Origin of the sequence: Chryseobacterium sp. Leaf180 (assembly GCF_001424585.1) — a bacterium.
Classification (GTDB): Bacteria; Bacteroidota; Bacteroidia; order Flavobacteriales; family Weeksellaceae; genus Chryseobacterium.
Window position 1 is genome coordinate 55,011 of sequence record NZ_LMPJ01000011.1, and the last position, 12,469, is coordinate 67,479.

Genomic DNA, 12,469 nt, shown 5'->3' on the forward strand with positions numbered 1-12,469 from the left:
AAAAAAAGTATTTTTTGCGCAAAGAACCTTGTCAAGGTTGATTCAGAAGTGGGAAGATTAACCGATTGAAAGAGATTGCTTTTTCCGAAGGCTGAAGACATATTGCTTTTCAAAATGAAAGGGGGTTTTAATGTGTTTTGTAAACCTAATGGGTTTTGAAAACCCGTTAGGTTTGGCTGGAGTCTAAAGAAAAACAAAACGTCATCTTAGCCCTGATTGCAGCGGCATCCTTTTGTGTGATTGCGATGGCAGAACAGCGAAAATGGTAAATTAACGTTGTCCGCAATCACAAAAAAGATATAGCGAAAGCAGGTAGAAAAGTGAGGAGAAAGACTAAATTTTCTGCTCCCTAAAAATTAACAAAACAATGCATAAACTGCATTTTACAATATAAAAAATGGAAGAACAAAACAACAATATCTGGTGGCTCAACGAAGAATCTGAGCAAATGCTGAACAGAGGATACCTTCTGAAAGGCGAAACTGTAGACGGTGCAATCGACAGAATCACGACTGCTGCAGCAAAAAAACTATACAAACCTGAACTGCAGCCGGCTTTTAAGGAGATGATCATGAAAGGATGGATCAGTTTTTCTTCTCCGGTGTGGGCGAATATGGGAACGCAGAGAGGTCTTCCAATCTCTTGTTTCAACGTGCATATTCCGGACAGCATTGAAGGAATTACCCACAAAATGGGTGAAGTGATCATGCAGACAAAAATCGGGGGTGGAACTTCGGGTTATTTCGGGGAACTTCGTAACAGAGGAACTGCGGTAACGGATAACGGAAAATCTTCCGGTGCGGTTTCGTTCATGAAACTGTTTGACACTTCAATGGATGTGGTTTCTCAGGGTGGTGTAAGAAGAGGTGCTTTTGCAGCTTATCTTGATGTTGACCACGGCGATATTGAAGAATTTTTATCAATTAAAGACATCGGAAGTCCGATTCAGAACCTGTTCACAGGGATTTGTGTACCAGATTACTGGATGCAGGATATGATTGACGGTGATGCCGACAAGCGTAAAATCTGGGCAAGAGTCTTGGAAAGCCGTCAGCAAAAAGGTCTTCCGTATATTTTCTTCACCGATAACGTGAACAGAAACAAACCTCAGGTATATAAAGATCTTGGATTGACCGTCAATGCGAGTAATCTCTGTTCGGAAATTATGCTTCCTTCTACCAGAGAGGAATCTTTTATCTGCTGTCTTTCTTCTATGAACCTAGAATTATATGACGAGTGGAAAGATACGAACGCTGTACAGTTGGCGATTTATTTCCTTGACGCTGTTCTGTCTGAATTTATCGAAAAAACGGAAGGAAATTACTATCTAAAGGGAGCGAGAGACTTCGCAATGCGTCACAGAGCACTTGGTTTGGGAGTTTTGGGTTACCATTCTTATCTTCAGAAAAATATGATTCCTTTTGAGAGTTTTGAAGCGACACAGTTTAATGCAAGAGCTTTCAAACACATCAGAGCTCAGGCGGATATCGCTTCAAAAGAACTGGCAAACATCTACGGAGAACCGGAAATCTTAAAAGGTTACGGAATGAGAAATACCACGGTAATGGCGATTGCGCCAACCACTTCAAGTTCGGCGATTTTAGGACAGACTTCTCCTGGAATTGAGCCTTTTGCATCAAATTATTACAAAGCTGGTCTGGCAAAAGGAAACTTCATGCGCAAGAATAAATATCTTGCTAAATTGTTGGAAGAAAAAGGTCTTGACAATGAAGAAACATGGAGAACAATTATGTTGAATCATGGTTCTGTTCAGCATTTGAATGAACTGACTGACGAAGAAAAAGCAGTATTTAAAACATTCAAAGAAATTTCTCCGATGGAGATTATTTCTCAGGCTGCACAAAGACAGCAGTACATCGATCAGGCACAATCTCTGAATTTACAGATTCCGTCTACGATGCCTGTGAAAGACGTCAATTATCTTTACATCGAGGCCTGGAAAAAAGGTGTGAAAACTTTGTATTACCAAAGAAGTTCGTCTGTTTCTAAGGAAATGATGGTGAATTTTGTGAGCTGTTCGGCTTGTGAAGCGTAGGCTGAAAAGAGTCAAGTAAAAAGTAAAAAAGAGCCAAGTTGGCTGTGAATATAAACCGTGGGAATTTTTTCTGCGGTTTTTTATTTAATTTACACAAATGAAAAAACTCATAATCATATTGCTGATTTCAATTGTCAATTTTATTTATTCTCAAACTAAAATTTATGCCTTTGTAGGTAAGAAAATTTCCGTCGAAAGAGTGAAAGCCGATGACAGTTTTAATCTAAAATATAGAAATGTCTATAAAGTGGAACAAGCCTTTGATGAGGAGATTAAAACTGATACTCTCGTCTTCAATTCATATACTCACATGAATCAAATTCAATATTCTGTTTACGATTATGCCATCATTTATCTTGTAAAAAATGAAAAGGATGAATTCATTCACAGGAGAACGTATTACACCCCTATAATTTTAAAACAAAATGGAAAATGGTATGGTTTTGACAGCAGTGATGAGAACATTGATGAATATGAAATTATACATGATGAATATCTTAATATCAGAAAAAATCTGGCAGTCGGAAAGAAAGTTTTAAACGAAAAAATAAAAAACAAATGGCTTGTTAAATCTTTCTATCCAGACAGATTTTTTATCCAAATCAACAGGAATAAATTAGAAATCAAATATCTTAAAACAGCAGAAAAACTTTTAAAATTTAATTAGATTCTGCTATTTTTAATACTCCAAAACTAAATCAACAGTTATGAAATTCGGACAAGTAGACGATCCCTCAAACATAGATTTTACATTACCTAAAGATCATCCGAGAACCCAGGAAATTCTCGCGGAACATAAACAAGGCATCGATACAATTTCTGTCGGATGCGCCAAATGGAACAAAACCGATCTGAAAGGATTTTACCCAAAAGGCACAAAAGACGAGCTCACGTATTACGCAACCCAGTTCAATTCGATTGAACTTAATGCCACATTTTACGGTATGCCAACGCCTGAACAGGTAGAAACCTGGAAAGAAAAAACACCTGAAGATTTTAAGTTTTTCCCGAAAATTACCAATACGGTTTCCCATTTCCGACGGCTTCTGAATATTGATGATGTCGTGACGCAGTTTGCCTCGGCCGTATTACATTTCGACAAAAAACTGGGAATGGTTTTCCTGCAGCTGCATGATAATTTCAAACCCAAAGATTACGAAAGGCTGGAGCAGTTCGTCAATAAATGGCCAAAAGAAGTTCCGCTTGCGATCGAACTGCGCAATACCGAATGGTTTACCGATGACGAAATTTTAGACAAAACCTGCGAACTTTTTGAGAAAAACAACATTACCAACATTATTGTAGATACGGCCGGCCGCCGAGACATGCTGCATATGCGGTTGACGACGACTTCTGCGTTTATCCGATACGTCGGAGCCAATCATGAAAGCGATTATGACCGCCTGAACGACTGGGTGGAAAGGCTTACAAAATGGAAAAAAGAGGGTCTGGAAAATCTCTACTTCTTTGTGCATCAGAATCTTGAAAAAGCATCGCCTCTGTTGTCTGCTCATTTTATTCAGGAATTAAATAAATCCTGGAAAACCGATCTGAAAATCCCACAAATGGCGCAGGATAAACCCGGAACGCTGTTTTAAGATCTAATCAACATTCCATTCTTTATAAAACTGGTCGAGGAAATTCAGCATAAACTGATGTCTTTCTTCGGCCATTTCTTTTGCTTCAAAAGTATGCATCATATCTTTTAAAAGCAGTAATTTCTCATAAAAATGATTGATCGTTGTGCCGTCAGATTTTTTATATTCTTCTTTTGACATCCCAATTTTCGGCGGCATTTCCGGGTGGTACATCAGATTGTTTTTGAATCCGCCAAAGTTGAAAGTCCGGGCAATTCCCATGGCACCAATCGCGTCCAAACGGTCGGCATCCTGCACAATTTTTAATTCTATTGGTGAATTTTGCGGTGCCTCTGCTCTGTTTTTAAATGAAATATGCTGAATGACAAACAGAACTTTTTCAACAGTTTCTTCAGGAACATGTATTTTATGCAGAAAATCGTAAGAAATTCTTAAAGCAAGCGTTTCGTCGCCGTTGTGAAATTTAGGATCGGCAATATCGTGAAGTAAAGCGGCCAGTTCTACCACTAATAAATCAGCGTTTTCTTTCCCGGCAATTTTTTTGGAAAGTTTCCACACTCTTTCTATGTGAAACCAATCGTGGCCGGCTTCGGCGCCGTGCAGTTTTTCTTTTACAAAATCAACCGTCTGCTGAATAAAATGATTCATCTGAAATTATTTAAAATCTGAAAGCTTTGGAAGTGCTGTCTGCGCACCTTTTCCTAAAGACACGCGCGAGGACACTTCATTTCCGAACTTCACACAGTCTTCGATCGTATTTTTGTGGCACAAAGCAATGGCAAAGCCTGCTGTAAAAGCGTCGCCCATTCCCATTTTATGGACCATGCTGGAATTTTCATTTCTGAAATATTTCATTTCCGTTCCGTCAAAATAAACGGTAGAATTGGTCTCGTCACGGATAAAAACTTTATTAAAATATTTTTTCAACACTTTCTCACGCTGGTCATCACCAAAAATGATTTCCAATTCGCCACTTTTAGCAACGATAAAATCGACCAAATCAATGATTTCCGCTTTCAAAGCCAAACCTGGAGAAGCATAGAGTCCGACAATCTTTCCATATGCCTTGGCCTTTTTTACCGTATATTCTACTACATCCAAAGGAATTTCAAGCTGTAAAAGTACAAGATCTGCGGCGTGAATGTATTTTGAAGCTGCTTCAATGTGTTCGATTTTTAAACTGCGGTTGGCAGCAGGAACGACAACAATTGCGGATTCGCCGCCGCTCATCGTCACATACGCAGTTCCTGTCGGTTCGCGGTCGCATTCGCCTACAAATCCAACATTTACATTTTCATTCACCAAATTCCGCATGATCTGCTGGCCCAGGGGATCCATCCCGACGCAACCAATAAAATGTACCGAGGCGCCCAGCCGCGAAGCTGCCACCGCCTGATTGGCACCTTTTCCGCCAAAATAACTTTCAGAATTTTTTGCCAAAACCGTTTCGTTAGGCGCAGGAATTTTGTCGGTATACATTATCAGATCGAGTGAGCAACTGCCTACGACGATGATTTTTGGTGATTCAGAAGTAATGTTGATTTGCATTCGAAAAATATTATTTAAACTTCTATAAATACCTCAATTAGCTTACCAAAATTTCGATAAACTCGGTAATCAGTTTCACAGGCTGTCCGTCTGCCGACAAACCGATGTAGCTGGCGTAAAATCCTTCCCCGTAGCCGGCTTCAAAAGCGAAAATAGTTCCCGGATTTTCTTCCGAAGGTTTCAAAAAAGCAAACTGATCGATCGCACCTTTTTCATCAAAAAAATGCTGATGAAAAAACTCTTCATAAATTCCTGTAAAATCTACGCCTTTGCTGTGATACAGTTTCTGTTCGAGCTCATTCAGGTCGGCCTGCGTACGCACATCCATCAGGCAGCCCATTCCGCTTTCGACAGGATAGCCAAAAACTTCACCTTCCGAAAGATCTTTCAGATTCTGATTTTCAGTCACGGCAAGTTCCCAGCCTACAATTTTTTTATCACTGAAAACGACCTCAACATACGCCACACAATTGCTTTCGCGCTCTTTGTGCACCGTTACAGGAAAATTTCCCTGCGGAAAAACCATTGTAAAAGGCAGCATATCGTTAGTAATCAACGGATCGCAGGCTACCAGATTTCCGGTCGCCAGGTAGATTTTTCCCACATCAAAACTTTCCAGCAACGGACTTTCTACAAAGTCTTTTGAGAAGAGTTTCTGTATATTTTCAAGGTGTGTCATTTTAGTTTTTTTTGAGTGTCAGGCTGAGCGGAGTCAAAGTCTTTATCTATCTTAATATTATCTGAGTGACTTTTATTTTGACAGACGGATAATTCTTTCAGTTTTCCCAGTTGTCGTTAATAATCGCTTCTTTCTTTTTCCTGCTCCAACCCTTTACTTGTTTTTCAAAGGCTATTGCCTGATTTACATCGTTAAACTCACAGCAAAAAACCATCTCAACAGGTCTTCTTTTATGCGTATAATTACTCGGATGGTTGCAAGACTGATGTTGTACGAGCCTTGTCTCAGGATCATTTGTAACTCCTGTGTAATAAGAGTCGTCTGAACATTTTAATATGTAAACAAAATAATTTTTCATATTAATAATAAGGCTTCGACTCCGCTCAGCCTGACAGATCTTACATTACCAGTTTACATTATTTATCTGTCACGCTGAGCGAAGTCGAAGCGTTATAAACTTTTCAGTTTCTCTTCTAAAAGTGCAATCTTATCAATAGCATCTTTCTGCTTTTTGCGCTCTACTTCTACCACTTCAGGTTTAGCGTTGGCAACAAATTTTTCATTGGAAAGCTTTTTGTCTACTGAAATCAGGAAGCCTTTTAAATATTTTAATTCTTCTTCGGTTTTCTCTTTTTCTTCTCCTAAATCTAAGTTTTCACTTAAAGGGATTGAGATTTCTATTGAACCAACCAGGAATGTAAAACTCGGTACCTCTGTTTTTGTTCCGAAATGAATTTCAGCAACATTAGCCAGTTTTTTGATGACAGGCTCATTCGCAAGTTCTGAAGCATTCGTGTAGACTTCCACAATCTCTTTCGGAGAAATTCCTTTGGTCTGGCGGTAATTTCTGATTCCGGAAATAATTTCAGATGCCGTTTCGAAGTTTTTAATGATTGCTTCGTCGAAACTTTCTGATTTCTTCTGCTGGGCAATCATCAAAGCATCTTCAATCTTTCTTTCTGAAATCGTCTGCCACAATTCTTCTGTAAGGAAAGGCATAAACGGATGTAGCAGCTTCATCAGTTCTTCAAATAACGCAATCGTCTTCGTGTAAACTTCTTTTGAAATTCCTTCTCCGAAATTGGGTTTGATAGCCTCAAGATACCAACCGCAGAAATCATCTTTAATTAATTTCTGAATTAAATTTAATGCATCAGAAATCCTGAATTTATCAAACTGATCATTGATATCTGCAGTTGATTTATTTAATTGATTTTCAAACCATTCTATAGTCTGAATTTCTGTGGAGTTGGCAGATTTATCTTCATGTTTCCACATATTGATCAGTCGGAATGCATTCCAGATTTTAGTTCCGAAATTTCTTCCCAAATCACAAAGTGGAGAGGTGTAAATTGAATCTTTTCCTTCTTCCATCCTCTGTTTTACCTGCTTTTCAGTCAAAACATTTCCTGCTTCATCAATCTGCTCAGAATCGAATTTCAAATCATTTCCGGCTGCAGAACTCATCATAATTCCTACTCTCACTGCATCAGCTCCGTAACGCTCGATCAAATCCAGGGGATCGGGAGAATTTCCAAGAGATTTAGACATTTTTCTGCCAATTTTATCTCTTACAATTCCTGTAAAATAAACATTTTTAAATGGAATTTCCTTTCTGTATTCTAATCCCGCCATGATCATTCTGGCAACCCAGAAAAAAATAATGTCCGGACCTGTAACAAGATCGGAAGTTGGATAATAATAGTTAATTTCCTGGTTTTCCGGATTATTGAGTCCGTCAAAAACCGACATGGGCCACAACCATGATGAGAACCATGTGTCGAGAGCGTCTTCATCCTGACGGAGATCTGAAATTTGAAGGTTTGAAACTTGAGATTTTTCCTTCGCAAGTTCTAATGCATCTTCAATATTTTCGGCAACTACGAAATCATTTTCACCGTCGCCATAATAGAATGCAGGAATCTGCTGTCCCCACCAAAGCTGGCGGGAAATATTCCAGTCGCGGATGTTTTCCATCCAGTGTCTGTAAGTGTTTTTGAATTTTTCGGGATAAAATTTCACCTCATCATCCATTACAACATCCAAAGCCGGCTTCCCTAATTCAGACATTTTAAGGAACCACTGAACAGAAACTTTAGGCTCAATGACGGCTCCTGTTCTTTCAGATGTTCCTACTTTATTGTTGTAATCTTCTGCTTTCAGCAAAAGATTATTTTCTTCAAGTTCTTTTGCGATCTGCTTCCTTACAACAAATCTGTTTTTTCCTGCATAATGCAAGCCATGCTCATTTAGATTGGCGTCGTCATCAAGAGAATCAATCATTTGAAGATTGTGTTTCTTACCGATTTCGTAATCGTTGATGTCGTGAGCAGGCGTGATTTTCAATGCTCCGGTTCCAAATTCAATATCAACATATTCATCTTCAATAATAGGAATAACTCTGTTGACGATAGGCACAATCACGTTTTTTCCTTTCAGATGGGCATATCTGTCATCATTTGGATTAATACAGACAGCTGTGTCTCCAAAAATGGTTTCCGGACGTGTGGTTGCTACCGAAAGAAACTCTTCTGTTCCTTCAATTTTGTATTTAAGGAAATATAATTTCCCGTTTTGTTCTTTAAAAATTACTTCCTCATCAGAAATATTTGTTTTTGCCTCGGGATCCCAGTTTACCATTCTGTAACCCCTGTAAATCAATCCTTTATTATACAAATCAACAAAAGCTTTGATTACCTGACCCGAAAGCTTTGGCTCCATCGTGAAACTCGTTCTGTCCCAGTCACAAGAGCAACCCAGTTTTTTCAGCTGTTCAAGGATGGTTCCGCCATATTTGTCTGTCCATTCCCATGCGTGTTTTAAAAATTCTTCACGCGTAAGATCAGATTTATTAATTCCTTCAGATTTCAGTTTGGCAACCACTTTCGCTTCTGTAGCAATTGAAGCGTGATCAGTACCAGGAACCCAGCAGGCATTGAAGCCCTGCATTCTTGCACGGCGAACCAGAATATCCTGAATGGTATTATTCAGCATATGCCCCATGTGGAGAATTCCGGTGACGTTTGGAGGTGGTATCACAATCGTGTACGGTGGCTTATCGTTTGGTTCTGAGTGGAAATATTTGTTTTCCAGCCAGTATTTGTACCATTTCTGTTCGGTTTCCTGTGGATTATATTTCTCTGAAATCTGCATAAATTCTAGTTTCTTTCGCTTATAATCTGCAAAAATAGTTTAAAGAAAAAAAATTATGATTATTAATTAAAATAATTTTTAACTTTGTTCTTTAATCTTATCTAATTACATATTAACAATCAAGAATATGAAAAATTTATTTGCAGGAATTGCACTTTTCGGAACTTTCGCTTTGGCATCTGCACAAACCATCACTTTTGATACAACCACGTACGATTACGGAACCATTAAGCCAAGCGCTGACGGAACAAGGTTTTTTACCGTAAAAAATACCGGTGACAAGCCATTGATTCTTTCAAATGTGAAGCCTGCCTGCGGATGTACCACTCCGGAATTCAGCCAGGATCCTATTATGCCTGGAAAAACTGCAAAAATCAAAGTTGGATACAATACTGCATTGCAGGGAGAATTCAACAAGATGATCGAGGTTTTTTCTAATGACCCTGTAAACAGCAGAAGCGTAATCTACATCAAAGGAAAAGTAGACCCGAATGCTCCAGAACCTAAACCATTAACTGCTGCAGAAATGAAAGCTAAAGAAAAAGCGGACAAAAAAGCTGCAAAAATGGCAAAGAGAGTTGCTAAAAAATAATTTTTACCTTTTGGTGAAATTGAAATCCGTCTTTTTACAGGGCGGATTTTTTTGTGAATTGTGGCATGCTTTAGGCTTTAGGCTTTAGGCTTTAGGCTTTAGGCTTTAGGCTTTAGGCTTTAGGCTTTAGGCAAAATTAATTCTTAACGAATATCTAAATTCCTACTATTCTAATTTTTTTAACCTTTAATTTTTTAAATAACAAACCATGACAGACTTCTCCGGAGAATTTAAAGTAAAAGATCATTTTTCAATTGAAAAGGCCGAAACCAGACACAGTGGAAATCTAAGCAAAGAAGAAGGCCTGCTGATGCTCGAAGCAGAAAAAAAGAAACTGCGGAAGCTTCAGGAAAAACTTTATGCCGACGGAAGTCAGTCTTTGCTTGTTGTGCTTCAGGCGATGGATGCTGCCGGAAAAGATTCGCTGATTGAGCATGTTTTTGGAGGCGTCAATCCGCAGGGCTGTCACGTGACTAGTTTTAAAACACCCTCCGAAAAAGAATACAGCCAGGATTTTCTTTGGCGGCATTACGTCGCGCTTCCGCAAAAAGGAATGATCGGAATTTTCAACCGGTCGCATTATGAAAGTGTTTTGGTGTGTAAAGTTCACCCTGAATATAATTTAAAAGAAAAAGTCTGGAAATCGGTAAAAGATTTTGATCAGGAATTTTGGGATAAACGGTACGAAAGCATCCGGAATTTCGAAAAACATCTTTGCCAAAACGGCACAACAATAATTAAGATTTTCTTACATATTTCTGAAAAAGAACAGAAAGAAAGACTGATTGACCGCATTGACGAAACCGACAAAAACTGGAAATTTTCTCTGAGTGATCTTCCTGAGCGTGCTCTTTTCCCGGAATATATGAAATGCTACGAGAAGGCAATTAACGAGACTTCAAAAAGCGAGGCGAGATGGCATGTGATTCCGGCAGATCAGAAATGGTTTGCACGGCTCTCGGCGATTCAAATTATTAATGAAACTTTAGAAAAAATGAATCTGCAGTTTCCGGAAGTTTCTGATGAAGAAAAACAAAAACTGCAGGAGGCAAAAAAGCAGCTTGAAAGCGAATAATATCTTAGAATTAGGGAGTTCGAAAATGGAAATACTAAAGTTATATTTTAAAATTCCTGTTTCGAACATCACACTTTAAAAACCACGAGAAAATCTGTAAGCCGGATTCTGTCTCCCGATACATCGGGACGTCTGTTATTTATCTGCGCTTTACATTGCTGCAAAACTTGAGCTGATTACCCCTCGGCTTTCAGAGCGAGCCGCTCCTGATTTTCATTTCTGAAAAAAACCGATATACTTATCATTGCACCGCAAAGAGTTTACCTGGTTTCACTACAGCCGTACTGTACCTGCTTTCTGTTGCACTTGTCCTACCCTCGCGGGCGACGGATGTTATCCGCTTTGCTGCTCTATGGTGTCCGGACTTTCCTACCCTTACCGAAATAAGAATCAACAGACCAATTTTCTCGTGGGCGCAAAGATAGTGATTTGAAAATTTGGCAATGTGATAATATGTAAAATTTTAATTCACCCGATGACTGTTATTGTTATTAGAAAAGAGACTTTACACGTTCATCTTCAAATTGCTAAATTTTCAGATTTTCAAATTAAACCATATCTTCGCCGCATTATTACTGTATTTTGATTTCCAAAGAGAAAGAATTTGCCAAGCTTGTGAAAGATAATCAGGGACTGATTATTAAGGTTTCGCGGCTATATACCAATTCTCCCGAAGATGAAGAAGATCTTTTTCAGGAGATTGTTCTGCAGCTCTGGCGCAGCTACGATTCTTTTAAAGGAAACTCTAAAATATCAACCTGGATGTACCGCGTGGCGCTGAATACAGCCATTACCCTTTTCAGAAAAAAAACAAAAAGCCTTCAGACGAATGAACTCGACATCAATCACCGCGATTTTGTGGAAGATGACGACGACAAACAGCAGCAGATTTCGCTTCTTTACACGGTGATCAAAACGCTTCCAAATGTAGAACGCGCGATTGTAATGATGTATCTGGATGATCTTCCGTATCGGGATATTGCCGAAAATCTCGGAATCACTGAAGTAAATGCGCGTGTGAAAATGAACAGACTGAAAAAAATCCTTAAAGAAAAGATGGAAAAACATGCCTGATTTCGATTTAGACAGCTTAAAAAAAACCTGGCAGCAGCAGCCTGTACAGCCGAAATATAATGACAGCGAGATTCTCAGAATGCTTAATAAAAGATCGCGCAACTATATGAAGTATATCTTCTGGATCAGCGCTGCAGAGTTTTTATTTTTCACGATTCTTGGGTTGTACTATATCGTTCAGAGCAAAGAATCTGATTCTTTCCTGAGCATTTTGAAACGCCTCGGTGTGGAAAAAGACCAGCGTCTGGAAGACACGCTCGATATGATTTATTTATGTATAAAAATCATCAGCCTTCTTGTAACCGGATATTTCGTGGTGAAATTTTACCAGAATTACAGGAAAATAAAAGTGCAGGAAGACCTCAAACTTTTCATCACGAGAATTATTCAGTTTAAAAAAACCGTCAATGCGTTTATCATTATTAATCTGGCGTTACTTGTTATTTTTTCGCTGGCGCTGACGGCTTTTGTCATCTACACTCTTCAGTATCAGAATATCGAACTCAGCAGCGAAACAACGCTTGGTTTTGTTTTAGGTTTAATGATCAGCACCGTACTTTGTATATTGCTTTTGTGGCTTTATTACAGACTCGTCTATGGAATCATTATGAAAAGGCTCGACAAAAATCTTTCTCAATTAAAAAGTATCGACGCCAATGAGGCATAAATAAAAAAGCATTTCAGGAAATTCTGA

12 protein-coding genes and 1 other RNA gene are annotated in these 12,469 nt (G+C 38.7%); 7 read left to right on the forward strand and 6 right to left on the reverse strand.

The window, feature by feature from the left end; translation table 11 throughout:
* Positions 1-397: 397 nt before the first annotated feature.
* The 3 genes from ASG01_RS13190 (at position 398) to ASG01_RS13200 (ending at position 3,654) form a co-directional block, all read left to right on the forward strand.
* Positions 398-2,056 (forward strand): ribonucleoside-diphosphate reductase subunit alpha, encoded by a 1,659-nt coding sequence (locus tag ASG01_RS13190; protein ID WP_055864467.1) that lies wholly within the window; start codon positions 398-400, stop codon positions 2,054-2,056.
* 97 nt (positions 2,057-2,153) lie between these two features.
* Positions 2,154-2,723, forward strand: a complete 570-nt coding sequence (locus tag ASG01_RS13195) for a hypothetical protein (RefSeq protein ID WP_055864470.1) — start codon at positions 2,154-2,156, stop codon at positions 2,721-2,723.
* 40 nt (positions 2,724-2,763) lie between these two features.
* Positions 2,764-3,654: a DUF72 domain-containing protein gene (locus ASG01_RS13200; protein WP_055864473.1), complete on the forward strand. Its 891-nt coding sequence runs from the start codon at positions 2,764-2,766 to the stop codon at positions 3,652-3,654.
* A 3-nt stretch (positions 3,655-3,657) separates the two neighbouring features.
* On the opposite strand, the gene ASG01_RS13205 is transcribed toward ASG01_RS13200, so the two are convergent.
* From ASG01_RS13205 to ASG01_RS13225, 5 genes are all read right to left on the reverse strand, one after another.
* Complete coding sequence (locus ASG01_RS13205; protein ID WP_055864476.1) at positions 3,658-4,302, reverse strand: HD domain-containing protein; 645 nt, start codon at positions 4,300-4,302, stop codon at positions 3,658-3,660.
* Positions 4,303-4,308: 6 nt separating this feature from the next.
* Positions 4,309-5,196 (reverse strand): ribokinase, encoded by an 888-nt coding sequence (locus tag ASG01_RS13210; RefSeq protein ID WP_082498385.1) that lies wholly within the window; start codon positions 5,194-5,196, stop codon positions 4,309-4,311.
* A 43-nt stretch (positions 5,197-5,239) separates the two neighbouring features.
* The gene (locus ASG01_RS13215; RefSeq protein ID WP_055864482.1) at positions 5,240-5,881 is read right to left on the reverse strand and encodes a DUF4241 domain-containing protein; all 642 of its coding nucleotides are present in this window, start codon (positions 5,879-5,881) and stop codon (positions 5,240-5,242) included.
* A gap of 97 nt (positions 5,882-5,978) precedes the next feature.
* Complete coding sequence (locus ASG01_RS13220; protein ID WP_055864490.1) at positions 5,979-6,239, reverse strand: GIY-YIG nuclease family protein; 261 nt, start codon at positions 6,237-6,239, stop codon at positions 5,979-5,981.
* Positions 6,240-6,331: 92 nt separating this feature from the next.
* Positions 6,332-9,034 (reverse strand): valine--tRNA ligase, encoded by a 2,703-nt coding sequence (locus tag ASG01_RS13225; RefSeq protein ID WP_055864494.1) that lies wholly within the window; start codon positions 9,032-9,034, stop codon positions 6,332-6,334.
* 127 nt (positions 9,035-9,161) lie between these two features.
* On the opposite strand from ASG01_RS13225, the gene ASG01_RS13230 reads away from it, so the two are divergent.
* Both ASG01_RS13230 and ASG01_RS13235 read left to right on the forward strand, forming a co-directional pair.
* Positions 9,162-9,626 carry a DUF1573 domain-containing protein gene (locus ASG01_RS13230; protein ID WP_055864496.1) on the forward strand — a complete coding sequence of 155 codons (465 nt, stop codon included), beginning with the start codon at positions 9,162-9,164 and terminating at the stop codon, positions 9,624-9,626.
* Positions 9,627-9,834: 208 nt separating this feature from the next.
* A complete protein-coding gene (locus ASG01_RS13235) occupies positions 9,835-10,701 on the forward strand; it encodes a PPK2 family polyphosphate kinase (protein ID WP_055864499.1) in 867 nt (288 codons plus the stop codon).
* Between the two features lie 81 nt (positions 10,702-10,782).
* Here ASG01_RS13235 and rnpB read toward each other — a convergent pair.
* Positions 10,783-11,111: RNase P RNA component class A (gene rnpB / locus ASG01_RS14050), an RNA gene on the reverse strand.
* Positions 11,112-11,283: 172 nt separating this feature from the next.
* Between rnpB and ASG01_RS13240 the strand changes: the two genes are divergently transcribed.
* Entirely contained in the window at positions 11,284-11,775 is a 492-nt protein-coding gene (locus tag ASG01_RS13240) for an RNA polymerase sigma factor (protein ID WP_055864502.1), read from the forward strand.
* On the forward strand, positions 11,768-12,442 hold the full coding sequence (locus ASG01_RS13245) for a hypothetical protein (protein ID WP_055864505.1): 675 nt from the start codon (positions 11,768-11,770) through the stop codon (positions 12,440-12,442). Before ASG01_RS13240 ends, ASG01_RS13245 begins: the two co-directional genes overlap by 8 nt.
* Positions 12,443-12,469 lie beyond the last annotated feature (27 nt).